General features: G+C 37.8%; 11 protein-coding genes and 1 pseudogene. 7 read left to right on the top strand and 5 right to left on the bottom strand.

Annotated elements, in window-relative coordinates; all coding sequences use genetic code 11:
• Positions 1–12 precede the first annotated feature (12 nt).
• Positions 13–1,875, top strand: a complete 1,863-nt coding sequence (locus KKW16_RS04920; RefSeq protein WP_140449886.1) for a monovalent cation:proton antiporter-2 (CPA2) family protein — start codon at positions 13–15, stop codon at positions 1,873–1,875.
• Positions 1,876–1,958: 83 nt separating this feature from the next.
• On the opposite strand, the gene tal is transcribed toward KKW16_RS04920, so the two are convergent.
• From tal to KKW16_RS04900, 4 genes and pseudogenes are all read right to left on the bottom strand, one after another.
• The gene (tal, locus tag KKW16_RS04915; protein ID WP_065265422.1) at positions 1,959–2,912 is read right to left on the bottom strand and encodes a transaldolase; all 954 of its coding nucleotides are present in this window, start codon (positions 2,910–2,912) and stop codon (positions 1,959–1,961) included.
• Between the two features lie 123 nt (positions 2,913–3,035).
• Positions 3,036–3,903, bottom strand: a pseudogene (locus KKW16_RS04910) (VirK/YbjX family protein).
• A 158-nt stretch (positions 3,904–4,061) separates the two neighbouring features.
• Positions 4,062–6,059, bottom strand: coding sequence for a transketolase (tkt, locus tag KKW16_RS04905; RefSeq protein ID WP_065265420.1), 1,998 nt, complete (start codon positions 6,057–6,059; stop codon positions 4,062–4,064).
• 111 nt (positions 6,060–6,170) lie between these two features.
• Positions 6,171–6,809: a YtjB family periplasmic protein gene (locus KKW16_RS04900; RefSeq protein WP_065265419.1), complete on the bottom strand. Its 639-nt coding sequence runs from the start codon at positions 6,807–6,809 to the stop codon at positions 6,171–6,173.
• A gap of 56 nt (positions 6,810–6,865) precedes the next feature.
• Here KKW16_RS04900 and serB point away from each other — a divergent pair, with 56 nt between their 5' ends.
• From serB to ispC, 6 genes are all read left to right on the top strand, one after another.
• Complete coding sequence (gene serB, locus KKW16_RS04895; RefSeq protein WP_065265418.1) at positions 6,866–7,810, top strand: phosphoserine phosphatase; 945 nt, start codon at positions 6,866–6,868, stop codon at positions 7,808–7,810.
• 17 nt (positions 7,811–7,827) lie between these two features.
• The gene (locus KKW16_RS04890; protein WP_005629625.1) at positions 7,828–8,319 is read left to right on the top strand and encodes a YajQ family cyclic di-GMP-binding protein; all 492 of its coding nucleotides are present in this window, start codon (positions 7,828–7,830) and stop codon (positions 8,317–8,319) included.
• Between the two features lie 83 nt (positions 8,320–8,402).
• A complete protein-coding gene (gene hslO, locus KKW16_RS04885) occupies positions 8,403–9,284 on the top strand; it encodes an Hsp33 family molecular chaperone HslO (RefSeq protein WP_065265417.1) in 882 nt (293 codons plus the stop codon).
• A 173-nt stretch (positions 9,285–9,457) separates the two neighbouring features.
• Entirely contained in the window at positions 9,458–11,074 is a 1,617-nt protein-coding gene (gene pckA, locus KKW16_RS04880; RefSeq protein ID WP_065265416.1) for a phosphoenolpyruvate carboxykinase (ATP), read from the top strand.
• A 150-nt stretch (positions 11,075–11,224) separates the two neighbouring features.
• Entirely contained in the window at positions 11,225–11,782 is a 558-nt protein-coding gene (gene frr / locus KKW16_RS04875) for a ribosome recycling factor (RefSeq protein ID WP_005632773.1), read from the top strand.
• A 109-nt stretch (positions 11,783–11,891) separates the two neighbouring features.
• Positions 11,892–13,079: a 1-deoxy-D-xylulose-5-phosphate reductoisomerase gene (ispC, locus tag KKW16_RS04870; protein WP_215767990.1), complete on the top strand. Its 1,188-nt coding sequence runs from the start codon at positions 11,892–11,894 to the stop codon at positions 13,077–13,079.
• Between the two features lie 105 nt (positions 13,080–13,184).
• On the opposite strand, the gene KKW16_RS04865 is transcribed toward ispC, so the two are convergent.
• Positions 13,185–17,699 carry a S6 family peptidase gene (locus KKW16_RS04865; RefSeq protein ID WP_215767989.1) on the bottom strand — a complete coding sequence of 1,505 codons (4,515 nt, stop codon included), beginning with the start codon at positions 17,697–17,699 and terminating at the stop codon, positions 13,185–13,187.
• Positions 17,700–17,805: the final 106 nt, after the last annotated feature.

Raw genomic sequence — 17,805 nt, 5'->3', positions numbered from 1 at the left:
ATGTCGAATACTATTGAGCATCTAGCTAACCATGAACTCATCAAAACCGTTATTTTACTCGCTTCCAGTGTAACCATTGTGCCACTATTTAAACACCTTGGTCTTGGTAGTGTGTTAGGTTATTTGGTGGCTGGTTGTCTAATTGGGCCTTCTGTATTTGGCATAATTCAAGATCCTGCTGCAGTTGTGCATTTGGCTGAACTTGGGGTGGTAATGTTTTTATTTATTATTGGTCTTGAAATGCACCCTGAACGCCTTTGGGCAATGAGAAAAGCAATTTTTGTACGTGGTTTTTTGCAAGTGGGATGCTGTGGTGCATTACTTACTTTAGCTGGAATTTATTTGCTCGATTTACCGAAAGAAGTCGCGTTTATAGCAGGCATGGGATTTACACTTTCTTCAACTGCTATTGTGATGCAAACTTTGGAAGAACGTTGTATTACCAGCACATCTAAAGGTCAGCGAATTATTTCGACTTTAATTTTTGAAGATATTGCTATTGTACCATTATTGGCATCAGTGGCGTTTCTTGCGCCTCATTCTGAAGAAAGCACTCATACCGATTGGATGTCAATCGGCATCGCATTAGGCGCGGTAATCGGCTTGATTGTTGCGGGTAAATGGTTAATGAATCCGTTATTCCGATTAATTTCTAAAGCACATATTCGCGAGATGATGACAGCAGCCGCTTTATTAGTTGTACTTGGCGCGGCATTAGCCATGGAAATAGGTGGACTTTCAATGGCAATGGGGGCATTTGTAGCGGGCGTTATGCTGTCAGAGTCTTCGTTCCGCCATCAATTAGAAGCGGATATCGAGCCATTTCGTGGTTTATTGCTTGGCCTGTTTTTTATGGGCGTGGGGATGTCATTGGATTTGATGTTAGTGTTTAATCACTGGTTATTACTACTCGGAATTGTATTTCTTTACATTATTGGCAAAGGGCTTTCCGTTTATGTCGTTGCCCGAATCACTCGCTTAGAACATAGAGAAGCAGTAGGAAGAATGTCACTCTTGGCGCACGGTGGTGAATTTGCTTTCGTACTTTTCTCTGCCGCAACAACAGCAGGCGTAATGAGCAACCATGAAAACGCTACTTTTACTGCAGCGGTAATTATTTCCATGTTGTTTTCTCCATTTATTACACAAATTACTCGTAAATTAGCGCAATGTGGAGAGAGAAAATCGGCGACTCAACCAGATACGAGCGATCTGTCGCCTATTGATGATTTAGAAGATAACGTGCTTGTAATTGGTTTTGGGCGTTTTAGCCAGATCGTATGTCAAACATTATTAATCCGTGGCATCAGCGTTTCAGTGATTGATCGTAATATAGAAAATATCCGTGCTGCGGCAAAATTTGGTTTTAAAGTCTATTATGGTGATGGTATTCGTTTGGATGTACTTTACGCCGCTGGAATTGAAAAAGCTAAATGTGTGGTGATTGGTATTAATGATACAGATCGCATTGAAACGATTGTGAGCCAACTTAAAGGGGCTTATCCAAACTTGCCGATTTTAACCCGCACTTATGATAGAAAAACGACCGTGAGCCTAATTAAGCAAGATGTGGACTTTATTGTGCGTGAAACTTTTGAATCCGCCATTGCGCTTAGCCAAGCAACATTGATGAAACTTGGCATTGATAAGATTGAGGCTGATGAAGTCATTAAAGAAGTGCGAGCATTGGATCAAGAACGTCTAAATGAGGAAGTTCTGCATGGTTTTTCTAATGAAATTGTGAAAAAGTATTGGACGCCAAAACCTTTTATTAAACCTCATGCTGATGCTCAGGCTTTAAATGATGAAACGGCAGAATTGTTAATCGATGAGGATGATTTACATCAAGATAGAGAAGAAACAATACAGAAATAATTCATTTTTAATTTCTCAATAAAAAACTCGCCATACATATATGGCGAGTTTTGACATAAAGATATGTTAGCACTTTCATGCAACTAAAGTTTTGCTGAAAGCATGGTTTCCAATTTTTCTTGGTCAACAGCAAATTTGCGAATACCATCTGCTAATTTTTCTACTGCCATCGCATCGCTATTATGTTGCCAATAGAATTCAGCTTCAGTAAGAGGTTGTGGTTTCGCTTTTACTTCGCCTTTGTATTCTAGTTTACGTACAAGTGCGGTTGAATTTTCTTGTAATTCTTTCAGCAATGCCGGTGCAATGGTTAAACGATCGCAACCTGCAAGTTCAGTAATTTCGCCTACATTACGGAAGCTTGCGCCCATCACAACGGTGTTGTAGCCATATTCTTTGTAGTAATTATAGATTTTGGTAACAGAAATAACACCTGGGTCTTCTGCTGGCGCATATTCTTTTTTATCGGAGTTTGCTTTGTACCAGTCTAAAATACGGCCTACGAATGGAGAAATTAAGTAAACGCCTGCTTCTGCACAAGCACGAGCTTGAGCTTCAGAGAATAATAAGGTTAAGTTACAGTTGATGCCTTCTTTTTCAAGGATTTCTGCAGCACGAATTCCTTGCCATGTTGATGCAATTTTGATCAGAATGCGATCATTTGAAATACCAGCAGCATTGTAAAGTGCAATTAATTTACGTGCTTTTTCAACCGTTGCTTGCGTGTCATAAGAAAGACGGGCATCCACTTCAGTAGAAATACGTCCTGGAACGATTTTTAAAATTTCTAAACCAATGTTTACCGCTAATTTATCTTCTGCATCGATGAGTTGTTGGGATTTGTCATTGCTTTGTGCTTTCGCGTAAGAAACAGCTTCGTCAATAAGTGGTGAATATTGTGGTAGGGCAGATGCACTTAAAATTAAAGATGGGTTAGTTGTCGCATCTTGTGGTTGGTATTTTTTTATGGCCTCAATATCGCCAGTATCAGCAACCACAACGGTCATATTACGAAGTGAATCTAATTGAGTTGTCATCAGTCTCTCCTATTCAAATGAAATGGAATAAATAATCTCAGCTACGATAGCATAAATTTATGACGAAAAGGAAAAATTTTTCAATAGAAAAAATAGGTGCAGACATTGATCTGCACGGAAGATTTACATTTGAAGTTTATTTTTAAGTGTGGTTTCAATTTCATCTAAAATAGCATAGCGTTTACGATACATTGAGCGTTTTTTACTTGGAACATCGTCTAGGTTTGTATCTCTAATAAGAGGTAACATCCAATAATTTTTTCGTTCACCACCAGCTTCTGAAAATATGGCGTCATAATCAACCACGAAATGTTTACTTTGAACAAAGCGAGACTTATTTTGGTATTTTTGAGGAATACCATAAAGTTTGTCATAGCCTAATATTTTTGTGAGCGATTTCATTATTTCAACCATTAGATAGGCTGGGCGTAATCCGTGGCAAGTTTTAGTGAGTTGTTTTACCATTTCTTTAGCGCCTTCAAAATTTGGGGCCTTGCACAACAGCAATAAGCAATGCCTCCTCTAACTTCCCAAATGTGAGTAGATAAACTTCAGCATCAGTGGGTTTATAACGTAACTCTAATGTCCAAAAACCTTCCATGGGTTGGTGATTGCTTAGCATGAATAGCAATTCAAAATCAGGAATAATTTCACCAAAAGAAATGGGGGTTTCCAAAATAGAAGGAGATAGGTTTGATAATTTTTGTGGTACAAATAGAAAATTATCACAAATGGTTGATAAACGTTTTTGGGTATTGAAACGTTTATCTAAAAAACGATGAACTAAGGGATAGCTATAATTGGGACGTTGTGTTAGCAAGCTAATCAGAACTGGAGTTTGATTAACGAAGGCTTCAAATTTTTTTATTGTTTGACAATGTAAGAGTGAACGAAGACGATAACGTAAACGTTTTGCTGCATAAGATTTATTAGGTCTATCAGGATAAATCAATTCGGCTTTAGGCCACTGATATAAGGTTGGTACAGTCATGTGGATTCCTTAAAAGTGCGGTCAAAAATAAATGATGAATACCGATCCGCAAAATGCAATGAATTTTGACATAATTTTGGAAATATTGCTATTTGATATGAAGTTTAGGAAAATCAAAAGCGGCCAGTTTTTGCTGACCGCTTTTTATCATGAGGGAATTATAAAATCTCTTTCGCTTTCTCTACCACGTTTTCAACAGTGAAACCAAAGAGTTTGAATAATTGATCAGCAGGTGCTGATTCGCCGAAGCTATTCATGCCTACCACATGACCTTCAAAGCCAACGTATTTATACCAGAAGTCGGCAATACCCGCTTCAATCGCAACACGTTTAGTTACTGCTGCAGGTAATACGCTTTCACGGTACGCTGCATCTTGTTTATCAAAACGGTTAGTGCTTGGCATAGAAACGACACGTACTTTTTTACCTTCACCGGTTAATACATCCGCTGCTTTCACTGCTAATTCCACTTCAGAACCTGTCGCGATGAAAATTAATTCAGGTGTACCTTCGCAGTCTTTTAATACATAAGCGCCACGTTTAACGGCATCTAATTGTGCAGAAGTGCGGTCCATTTGTGCAAGATTTTGACGAGTGAAAATTAACGCACTTGGACCATCTTGACGTTCAACCGCTTGTTGCCATGCAATGGCTGATTCCACTTGGTCACATGGGCGCCATGTTTCAAGGTTTGGAATTAAGCGTAGTGATGCAGTTTGTTCCACAGGTTGGTGAGTTGGACCATCTTCACCTAAACCGATAGAGTCGTGAGTATAAACGAATAATGAGCGTTGTTTCATTAATGAAGCCATACGCACCGCATTGTGTGCATATTCGTAGAACATTAAGAAGGTTGCGCCGTAAGGAATGAAACCGCCGTGCAAGGCAATACCGTTCATAATGGCAGACATACCAAATTCACGAACACCGTAGTTGATGTAGTTACCACCTACGTTTTCATGCGCACGAATCGGTTTAGAACCACTCCATAACGTTAAGTTAGAGCTTGCTAAGTCTGCAGAACCACCTAAGAATTCAGGTAACACATGAGCATATGCTTCGATTGCATTTTGTGATGCTTTACGGCTTGCAATACTCGCTGGATTTGCTTGTAATTTTTCAATGAACGCTTTAGATTCTGCCGCCCAGTTTGCTGGTAATTCACCGTTTACACGACGTGTAAATTCTGCGGCAAGTTCTGGATATGCTTTTGCATAAGCAGCAAATTTTTCTTCCCAAGATTTTTCTGCTGCAGCTCCTTTCTCTTTTGCAGACCATTCAGCATAATATTCAGCCGGAATTTCAAATGGTGCGTAATCCCAGTTTAAGGCTTTGCGGGTCAATGCAATTTCTTCATCGCCTAATGGTGCACCGTGACAATCGTGTGACGCTGATTTATTTGGTGAACCGAAACCAATGATCGTTTTACAAATAATTAAAGTCGGTTTTTCTTTTTCTGATTGTGCAAGTACAACAGCCTGACGAATTTGTTCTGCATCATGGCCATCCACATTACGGATTACTTGCCAGCCATAAGCTTCAAAGCGTGCTGCGGTATCATCGCTGAACCAACCATCTACATGACCATCAATTGAAATGTTGTTGTCATCGTAGAATGCGATTAATTTACCTAGGCCTAATGTTCCTGCTAAAGAGCAAGCCTCGTGAGAAATCCCTTCCATTAAACAGCCATCGCCTAAGAACACGTAAGTGTGGTGATCAACGATTTCATGACCTTCACGGTTAAATTGACCTGCTAAGGTTTTCTCAGCAATCGCCATACCCACCGCATTAGTGATACCTTGGCCTAATGGACCTGTTGTGGTTTCAACACCTGGCGCATAACCATATTCTGGGTGACCTGGGGTTTTAGAATGTAATTGACGGAATTGTTTTAAATCTTCGATAGAAAGATCATAGCCAGTTAAATGTAAAAGGCTATAAATCAACATAGAACCATGGCCGTTAGAAAGTACAAAACGATCTCGGTCAGCCCATTTAGGATTGGTCGGATTGTGTTTTAAAAAGTCGCGCCATAATACTTCAGCAATATCCGCCATCCCCATTGGTGCACCAGGGTGACCAGATTTAGCTTTTTGCACAGCATCCATTGATAAGAAACGAATTGCATTGGCTAATTGTCTACGAGTTGCCATTTTGTTCTCCTGTTATAATTCGCTTTGAAAAAATAATCTTGCGCATTCTACCTTATTTCTGAAGGAAATTTAGCAAAAATCCGCACTCAATTTAATAGTTTGTGACAATAATCAAATTCTACGGCGACGCTGGTGAAAACGCGCGCTACTCGATTTTACTTTCAAATTTACCGCACTTTTTTTCTCTTTGGATTTGCGGTAAGTCCGTCGATAGTGACTTAAAAAATAATGAATAGAGCTTGCCATCAGCGCGCCAAGTAAAAAGACAATAATGAGTTCACCATATAATTGGTGAAAAATCTGATTAATTTTTGATTGGTTAGATTGCGTATATTGCGCATCAATAGTGACGCGTAAAAATCCTTTAATGCCGCTTTGGGCGTAAAGTGGCTCCACAATTTGTTGGTTATTTTCATCGGGTGAATTGCGAGTCTCGCGACTTTGAGCCAGTAATTTTCCTTCGCCATCATATAAGCTTGCATCTAAAATAAAGTCTTCTTTGACTATTTGATCAAGATTATCCGTTAATTGCTCTGTTTTGGCATTGTTTGTAAGTAAAACTGAAAATAAATTGGCTTGTTGACGAACCAAAATATGTGAGATGTTCGCCACTTGGTTTACGCTAGCAAATTGTGAACTCAGCTTAAATTGCTTCACACCAAATAAGATAACGCCAAGTGCAGTTAGGCTTAGCACAATAATCGTTGCAAGCATGGTTGATTTGATTAGTTTTTCTTTAATTATTTGCACTTTTTCAACTCACATCGGTTAAAATCTTTTCAGTCGCCACAATTTACAGGATTTTTATGCAAATTCAACGTTTCGAAAGCATTACACAAAAATACCCACAACTTCCTACCGCACTTTTAGTTAACGAGGAGCCTATACAGAATGGGGAACCTTTTATCTTATACGGCACAAAGTTGGACATGACTAAGCTGGAAAAATTTCAACAAAAGTGCGGTCAAAATTTTCAGATTTTTGATGTTTGGATGGTGGAGCAAAATATTGTCGTTTTATTAAAAGGCCAGTGGTTTGCTGAGTTTGTTAACTTTGCTCATGATGTTGAAGTAGATATAGCTAAATTAGATTTTAGCCCTAAATTGTCTCAAGCTGGGTTATTGGTGATGGATATGGATTCTACCGCGATTCAAATTGAGTGTATTGATGAAATTGCGAAACTAGCAGGTGTTGGTGAACTTGTTTCTGCGATTACGGAAAGCGCAATGAGAGGTGAATTAGATTTCGAGCAAAGTTTGCGTCGTCGAGTGGGGACATTAAAAGGTGCGCCAGAAAGCATTTTGCAGCAAGTTAGAGAGCATTTACCGCTAATGCCTGGATTAGTTGAAACGATCCAAACCTTACAGAAATATGGTTGGAAAACCGCAATTGCTTCAGGCGGATTTACTTATTTTGCGGATTATTTGAAAGCCTTATTGCAGCTTGATTTTGCTGCATCCAATCAGTTTGATATTGAAGATGGAAAACTCACTGGCTTAGTTAAAGGCGATGTGGTTGATGCCCAATATAAAGCTAAAACATTACAACGTTTGTTAGAGGAATACAGTATTGATTCACAACATTCTATTGCTATTGGTGATGGTGCAAATGATTTGGCAATGATGAACGTAGCTGGGTTAGGTGTTGCGTTTCATGCTAAACCTAAAGTGCAACAACAAGCGCAAATTGTGGTAAACTTCGCCGACTTAACCGCACTTTTATGCCTTTTAAGTGCTAATGATAGAATTTAATAAAATGGGAGAAGACTATGCCATCTTTTGATATTGTTTCTGAAATCACTTTACACGAAGTCCGTAATGCCGTGGAAAATGCCAACCGTGTGCTTAGCACGCGTTATGATTTTCGTGGTGTAGAAGCAGTAATTGAATTAAATGAAAAAAATGAAACGATTAAAATTACCACAGAATCTGATTTCCAACTTGAACAATTAATTGAGATTTTAATTGGATCTTGTATTAAACGTGGTATTGAGCACAGCTCTTTAGATATTCCAGCAGAAAGCGAACACCACGGTAAACTTTATAGTAAAGAAATCAAACTTAAACAGGGGATTGAAACGGAGATGGCGAAGAAAATTACTAAATTAGTAAAAGATTCTAAAATCAAAGTTCAAACTCAAATTCAAGGTGAGCAAGTACGTGTGACAGGTAAGTCACGCGATGACTTACAGGCTGTCATTCAACTTGTTAAAGGCGCTGAATTAGGCCAACCATTCCAATTTAATAATTTTAGAGACTAGGATATAGTTATTGAGGTTTAAACTCATAGAAGTATGCAAAATTACCGCATATTTTTCAATGTATTATCGATGAGAAATAGTTAATGACAGAACAGGAAAAACATATTCAAGACAATGACAAGCTTTACCGTTATCTTTTCCAAAATCGTGCGGTTCGTGGGGAATGGGTTCGCTTAAATAAAACATTCACTGATACATTAAATACCCATCACTATCCGAAAGCAGTACAGGATTTATTGGGTGAAATGATGGTAGCGACTAATTTGCTTACTGCCACACTAAAATTTGACGGCAATATCACCGTACAAATTCAAGGCGATGGTCCATTACGCTTAGCATTAGTAAATGGCAATGATCAACAACAAATCCGCGCCCTTGCTCGAGTGGATGGCAACATCACTGAAAATATGAGTCTGCACAATATGATTGGCAAAGGCGTATTGGTCATTACTATTGCACCAAAAGAAGGAGAACGCTATCAAGGTGTAATTAGCCTGGATAAACCAACGATCACTGAATGCTTAGAAGATTATTTTGTACGCTCAGAACAGCTTCAAACTCAATTAATTATTCGTACTGGAGAATATGAAGGAAAGCCAGTGGCAGCAGGTATGTTATTACAAATTATGCCTGATGGTTCTGGTACACCAGAAGATTTTGAGCATTTAACTACGCTCGCAGCAACAGTAAAAGATGAAGAATTATTTGGTCTCCCTGCAGAAGAGTTACTCTATCGTTTATATCACGAAGAAACCGTCAATCTTTATCCAGCACAAGATGTACAATTTTTCTGTGGCTGCTCTGCAGAGCGTTCTGGTTCTGCATTACTGCTCATCTCCGATGAAGAAATTGACGAAATATTAGCCGAGCATAAAGGCAGTATTGATATGCAATGTGAGTGCTGTGGTACACACTACTTCTTTAATAAAGAAGCAATTGGAAAATTAAAATCAACAAAACTTTAAAAACAATCCCGACGCCATGTCGGGATTTTTGATCTATATCATAAATACACCTAAAAATAGGTAATAAAAAGCCATGATTTTTCAAAAATGAGATCTAGTTAACATTTTTTTGCATTGACATTCTTTAGAATAGGCGACAGTTAAATTTTAATCTTAAATATTAGAGGTGACTTATGACAGACTTAAACAAAGTAGTAAAAGAACTTGAAGCTCTAGGCATTTATGACGTAAAAGAAGTTGTCTACAATCCAAGCTACGAGCAATTGTTCGAAGAAGAAACCAATCCAGGTTTAGGAGGCTTTGAAAAAGGTACTTTAACTACGACTGGTGCAGTAGCTGTAGATACTGGTATCTTCACTGGCCGTTCACCAAAAGATAAATATATCGTATTAGATGAAAAAACCAAAGATACTGTTTGGTGGACATCTGAAGCAGCGAAAAATGACAACAAACCAATGAACCAAGCTACATGGCAAAGCTTAAAAGACTTGGTGACTAACCAACTTTCTCGTAAACGCTTATTTGTGGTTGATGGTTTCTGTGGCGCTAGCGAACACGACCGTATTGCGGTACGTATTGTAACTGAAGTTGCATGGCAAGCACATTTTGTGAAAAATATGTTCATTCGCCCAACTGAAGAACAACTTAAAAACTTTGAACCTGATTTTGTTGTAATGAACGGTTCTAAAGTAACTAATCCAAACTGGAAAGAACAAGGTTTAAATTCAGAAAACTTCGTTGCTTTCAACTTAACTGAGCGCATTCAATTAATCGGTGGTACTTGGTACGGCGGTGAAATGAAAAAAGGAATGTTCTCAATGATGAACTACTTCCTACCACTTAAAGGTGTTGGCGCAATGCACTGCTCAGCCAACGTTGGTAAAGATGGCGATGTAGCAATCTTCTTCGGCTTATCTGGCACAGGTAAAACAACCCTTTCAACCGATCCAAAACGTGAATTAATCGGTGATGATGAGCACGGTTGGGATGATGTTGGTATCTTTAACTTTGAAGGTGGTTGCTATGCGAAAACCATTCACCTTTCAGAAGAAAATGAACCAGATATTTACCGCGCTATCCGTCGCGATGCATTATTAGAAAACGTGGTTGTTCGTGCCGATGGTTCTGTTGATTTTGATGACGGTTCAAAAACAGAAAATACTCGCGTGTCTTACCCAATTTATCACATCGATAACATTGTAAAACCAGTTTCTCGTGCAGGTCACGCAACTAAAGTTATTTTCTTAACTGCAGATGCATTTGGCGTATTACCACCAGTATCTAAATTGACACCAGAACAAACTAAATACTACTTCTTATCAGGTTTCACTGCGAAATTAGCAGGGACTGAACGTGGTATTACTGAACCAACTCCAACTTTCTCAGCATGTTTCGGTGCAGCGTTCTTAACCCTTCACCCAACTCAATATGCAGAAGTGTTAGTAAAACGTATGCAAGCAGCTGGTGCTGAAGCTTACTTAGTGAATACTGGTTGGAATGGTACAGGCAAACGTATCTCAATCAAAGATACTCGTGGAATCATTGATGCAATCTTAGATGGCTCAATTGAAAAAGCTGAAATGGGTGAATTGCCAATCTTCAACTTAGCAATTCCTAAAGCATTACCAGGTGTAGATTCTGCAATCTTGGATCCTCGCGATACTTACGCAGATAAAGCACAATGGCAATCAAAAGCTGAAGACTTAGCTGGTCGTTTTGTGAAAAACTTTGTTAAATATGCAACTAACGAAGAAGGCAAAGCTTTAATTGCTGCTGGTCCTAAAGCTTAACTAAAAATACTAAAAATATTAACCGCACTTTGGGTGACTGAAGTGCGGTCATTTTTTATCTGTTTTCAAGCTGATAAATGTATTCAAAAATTGACAAAAATCCAGTAAAATCACCGCGTTTTAACTTTCGTCAATTAAAAGGACAATGTAATGCTTAACCAAATTAAAAAAGATGCTCAAGATCGTATGGAAAAAAGCCTTGAAGCATTAAAAGGCCATATTTCGAAAATCCGTACCGGTCGTGCACAACCGAGTTTACTTGATGCAATTCAAGTTGAATATTATGGTGCAGCAACTCCACTTCGCCAATTAGCAAACGTAGTGGCAGAAGATGCGCGTACTTTAGCTGTAACTGTTTTTGATCGTTCTTTAATTTCTGCGGTAGAAAAAGCAATTTTAACCTCAGATTTGGGTTTAAACCCATCTTCAGCGGGTACCACAATCCGTGTTCCACTTCCGCCATTAACGGAAGAACGTCGTCGCGATTTAATCAAAATTGTAAAAGGCGAGGGTGAACAAGGTAAAGTTGCGGTGCGTAACGTTCGTCGTGATGCAAATGATAAAATCAAAGCATTATTAAAAGACAAAGAAATCAGCGAAAACGAACAACATAAAGCAGAAGAAGAAATCCAAAAAATCACAGATATTTACATTAAAAAAGTAGATGAAGTATTAGCAGATAAAGAAAAAGAATTAATGGATTTCTAATCATAAAAAATGCGAAAGGCAGACAGTTTTGTCTGCCTTTATTTTATTAGGTATGCGAATTTAGACGTACCAATGAAAATATAATCAACAAAAGTGCGGTAAAGATTCTATGCAAAAACAAAACATTGTCATTCTTGGTTCAACGGGATCAATCGGTAAGAGTACCCTTTCTGTTATCGAAAATAACCCTCAGAAATATCATGCATTTGCACTCGTCGGCGGAAAAAATGTAGAAGCAATGTTTGAACAATGCATAAAATTCCGACCGAACTTTGTGGCGCTTGATGATGTAAATGCGGCTAAAATTTTACGTGAGAAATTAATTGCACATCATATTCCAACAGAAGTGTTGGCAGGACAACAAGCTATTTGTGAACTAGCTGCACATCCAGATGCCGATCAGATAATGGCATCGATTGTTGGTGCTGCAGGATTGTTACCGACTCTTTCAGCAGTTAAGACTGGTAAAAGGGTATTACTGGCAAATAAAGAATCTCTGGTAACCTGCGGACAGCTTTTTATTGATGCCGTAAAAAACTATGGTGCGAAGCTTTTACCAGTAGATAGTGAACATAATGCGATCTTTCAATCGTTACCGCCAGAAGCACAAGAAAAAATTGGTTTTTGCCCACTTTCTGAATTAGGTGTAAGTAAAATTATACTCACTGGGTCTGGCGGGCCATTCCGTTACACGCCACTCGAACAATTCACCAACATCACACCAGAACAAGCGGTTGCACACCCTAATTGGTCTATGGGTAAAAAAATCTCTGTCGATTCAGCTACCATGATGAATAAAGGCTTAGAATACATTGAGGCTCGTTGGCTTTTCAACGCAAGTGCGGAAGAAATGGAAGTCATTATTCATCCACAATCAATTATTCATTCTATGGTACGTTATGTTGACGGCTCAGTGATTGCTCAAATGGGAAATCCAGATATGCGTACACCAATTGCAGAAACTATGGCATATCCTCACCGCACTTTTGCAGGAGTAGAACCTCTCGATTTCTTTAAAATCAAAGAACTGACGTTTATTGAACCTAATTTTAATCGCTATCCAAATTTAAAACTGGCTATTGATGCCTTTGCTGCGGGTCAATATGCGACAACAGCAATGAATGCAGCTAATGAAATTGCTGTACAAGCATTTTTAGATCGTCAAATTAGTTTTATGGATATTGCAAAAATTAATGAGCGTACTATTGAGAAGATTACACCGCAATCTATTCAATATATTGACGATGTATTGGAAATTGATCATTTAGCGAGAAAGATTGCTGGAGAACTAATATAAAAGTGTGATGTTGCGTTTATATTCTTATTATGGATGGAGTTTGTTTACTACTAATAAAAAAGTACGGCAAAACATAGCCGTACTTTTTTTATTTACTAGATAACGCTACCAAGTAAAACCGACCTTTAATGAAGCAAATTTCTGTGGTGCCACATCAGATCCCTTAAGTATTCCAATATTCGTGCTAATATTCCACTGTTTAATCTGCGCATTAAAACCAAGTTCATGAGTAAAATAACGTCCGAATTGTTGTTTTAATGCAACATCATTGACACTTAATATACCATCAAGGGCAAGTTTTTGTTGAGTGGCATCATAGTAATTGCTTGAGAAAGTTGGGGTGAATTTTACACCATTTATATCAAAGGTTTTATCTAACATTATACCTGCTCGGTAAGTAGTTAAATATAACGTTTTACTGTTGATATTTGCACCATCTAATTGGTAGTTTGTGCTAGATAGACGGTAGTAGCGCATACCAACTGAAGGTGTGACGTGAATTCCCCAGTCTAAAGAAGCCCCAATATTTCCACCTGCACTAAAAATATTACGGTGGAACGTTTTGTTTTCTTCGTCAAATTTTACATTGTTACGGCTGCGTCCATAACCTAAGTCAAAACTTGCAAAGACACCATTATTCCACTCGCCTTTAACAAAACCATTTATGCCTGTTAGTCGGCTTGTACCCGATACATTTTCATCAAACTCATTATTCGCACGAGAATGAGAAAGCACCGCACCAATTTGCATATTCGAATTTAATGCCTGTGCTACACCGATTTGAGTTAAAGTTAAATTTTGCTTATATGGTCGATTATAGTCGGAGCGATAAGTTCTCTGACTTGCTTCCGTATTCACCCAAACATTCGATTTATCTTGGCTTAATAAATGACGATCTAAATTTCGTCCAATTTGTAATACCGAATTAACGTTTGAAGAAAGCTCTGATAAAGCCGTATTGGAATAACGACTGATCAATTGAGCCTGTACAGGTATTGCCACATCTTCAGGTATCTCACCTAAGAAATGATTAATATCACCTAAAGTTGCATAAGTATCTTCAAGCGCATTAACGAGAGAACGTATAGCTTGATCTAAATTTTCTTGCGCAAAATGAACCGCACTTTCATCACCTGATGCTTTAGCATGTTCTAATGCTTGTTGAGCAAATTCTACTTGTTCTATATTTACATCAAGTTCCGCTTCAAAAGCCACTAGATCACTATTATTTGCGACTTTAGCAACTTTTCGACATACATCAGATGAAAGCCCTTGGGCTGTGCAAAGTTTTTGCGCTTGTGCAATTTTATTTGCATAACCCACTTGTAAACGATTTAATTCTGCTTGCAAATTACCTTGTTGAGATGAAAGTGAATTAACTTCATTTTTTATCGAATTAACACCATTAAGTACCGAAGATACTTGTTGCGTATAATAATTTGCTTGAGAATTAAGGTTGCGATATTCATTACGTTGATTTTCTAATTTAGACTTATATTGCGTAAATTGCTCATATAATCGTCGACGTTTAATAAAACGGATACGAGGCGTACGATTGTATTCATTAAAAGCATTATCAATTTGATTATTGGTTTGGTTTATATCTGAAAGCAATCGTGCAACATGTGATTTATAAGTATTTTCTTTTGCTTTCACATCCTCGTATTGAGCATTTAATCGATTTAGCTCTTGTTGTTTTTGATTAAGTAATTGGTGTACTTTCTCAAATTCACGCTGACTATTTGCAATAAGTTGCTCACTACCTTGAAAAGACTGTTCAGCCTCACGCAATGGGTTATATAGTCGATAGTCATTGTTGCGATTAGCTAGAATATAACGATATGCCCCTAAATCAACATAACCATTTTCAAGCGCAAAGCGAGCTTGCCCTATTCGCTGATTTGGATGATTTAATTTAACAAGGCTTAATGGATTTACTTCATTAGGTTCTTTACCCGTATTTTTTACAGAAAGGATATAAGAACCTGAAGCAAGCCCATTTACTGTAATATGATCGCCTCTACGTTCCGCCACATTCGTTAAGAAACGGAAGTGACCATTCCCCGTCAATTTGCCATTAATTGTTAACTCATTAAATTGAATCCAACCACGATAGTTTTTATTTACATCATCATAATTGGCATTTAATGTGATCTGGCTATTAGGTAAAAGCTCTAAATTTCCTACTGTACTATTTCCGTTGAGTGACCACTGGCTATTAGGTTGTAAGTAAATTTGTGTCGTAGGGGCTGCATTAATACGCCCAACTAAATGCGCTTTACCTAAATTAAGCTGGCTATTATTTTTTAAATCAATGTTACCGAATACAACTGTAACAGGCATGCGATTAAAAGCTAAATTCCCTAAAGTCTTATTCTCAGAACAAGCTGTGTAACCTGTATAAGATTCACGAATGCATTCATTGGATTTACCTTGGGTAAAACCTAGCTGAATTTGGGCTTGATGTCGAGCGTTGAAATTCCCTTCTAATAAGCTTACATTACGACTACTTTCTAGTTTTGCATTGCCTGAAACATTAAATTCACGCGCTTTGAATTGGCGATTAATCCAACTATTTTCATCTATAACTTCTTTTTTGTTTAAATGATCATAAGCGTGAGGAGTAGGAATACCTGAAAGTACTAAGTGCCCTGCTGATACGTTTAAATTACCATTTAAATTCGTACCGCCGTTCAATACAAGCACACTATTGTAATAGTTAGGGTTGTAATTAAACGTTAACGCACCGTTATAACGTTGAGAATCATACTCGCCAAGGAAACCACTAAACGTATCTAAACGTTTTTTAGAATTTTCTTTTAAAACCTCATTTCTTACAACTTTTTGTTTGTCGTTACCTAAAAATTCCCAATCATTGGTGGTTGTCATATCCAAAGGGAAATAAGCTCGAGGATTTTTCCCATCTTTTAGACGGAAATAATCTAATCGGTTATTTCTGTGGATGTTTTTATATTCATAAAGCGCAAATGAAGTAGTTGGTTCCTCTCCCCATTTTACCCATTCTATGTTTTGAGCCGTTACATCATTACGACCAATTACATTAATTTCAGCGGCATAAGTGCGGTGATTATTGACAATTTTTGCACCGTCATCAGTATTTTGAATACGATGAAAAGTAAGCGAATTTCCATTAACATCTAATCGCCCACCTCGGAAACCAAAGTAAATGTTGTCTGAATTGACCTGCTTATTATTGGCAAGAATAACTGTTCCTCGACCACTTGTTATCCCGACTTGGTTAAAGGCTTGCTGCTGTCCATTAAACGACTTTTGATCAAGTACTACAGTTCCATCACCTACACTAATATCACCTAGGTTTTTGCCTTGACCATCAATATAAAGTGTGCCTGAACCTAATTTTGACAGACGGTCATTTATAGGGTTTTTTACGCGCCAATGAACCGTTTTATCACCGTTAACGACAATTCCCGCTCCTAGCCAAGTCGTATCATTATTTTCTGCGCGAACAATGGCATTTTGATTGAAGTATAAAGCCCCTGCACCTTGGTTAATACTATCTTTAAGAATAAGAGTTGAACCATCACCACCTTGGAAATGAATAGTCTTACCATTATCTAAAGAAGGGCGTTGCGTATTTTGATCTAATGATTTTTTAGATGAACTTTCTAATGCTACATGAATATTTTCAGCACCATTTTTTAATACACTATCTCCATTACCTAAATTCCGCCATTGGATCTCTTTAGCGCGAAGTGGAATCTGAATCTCATCATTTTTAAAAGCTTGTGCTATGACATCAGGTTGAATAATCGTATAAATGTTCTCAGTCCGATCGTAATTTGCAAAAGTAGACAACACTGCAGCTAATACCCAGCGTTTTTCCTTCGCATCATAAGCAAATAGCGGTGAGCCACTATCACCAGGCAAACCATAAGTTGCTAATCCATCATAAATATCACCATTGAATAACACCCAATTATCCATTGATGAGCGCGGTGTAAGTGGTATACCACCTGTAAGATAGTTGTATGCTGAGGTTAAAGACGTTTTTTCCTTGCCATCTTTACTTCTTAAATATTGACGTCCAGACCCTACTCGCACAAAGTACGGATAACGATTTTTATCTAAAAAAGCACCATTGCGTGGTCCTGTTTTTTTAGCATTATCAAAAGCAATATTATTTAGAAGTATCGGTACGACTTCGGTCACTAATTTATGTAACCGCGGGGCATGAAAATCCAACTGGCTATGATTATTTCGATCTGTAATAAGATAATTAAAATAATGACTATCTGAATTATTATCACTATCACCAAATTGTACAGAACCATAACCTAAGTTATGTTTTACACTGGCGATATACTGAGGATTAAACAAAGTTGCAATACCGCTTACCCTATTTGCCACATGTAAATCAGGCATCGGTAAATTGGGTAATACTGTTGCAATTTTCTGACCTTGTTTATTAAAAACGGGAATATTGCTAGATCCGACTGAAAATTGTCCTTTATTTTCAGCAAAATCACGGAAGAATTGGTAGTCCACATCATTACGTACAATTGAGGCTTGCGCGTAAGAATTCGCAAAAGCAAGACTTAATGCCAAAAGTGTTGGACGAAACAAATTAATTTGATGCATTAAAGGTTCCTCATAAAATAGGAGATCCTTGTGCTAATCTTTAGAGAAAATAAAATTGAGTAAAGTGCAGTGAAAGTCTGCAGAATTTTTGAAATTATTCCCCGAT

Source organism: Haemophilus sp. SZY H8 (genome assembly GCF_018829755.1).
GTDB classification, from domain to species: Bacteria; Pseudomonadota; Gammaproteobacteria; order Enterobacterales; family Pasteurellaceae; genus Haemophilus; species Haemophilus haemolyticus_K.
Note: the sequence above shows the minus strand (reverse complement) of the source record. Positions and strands in the feature narration are given on the sequence as shown.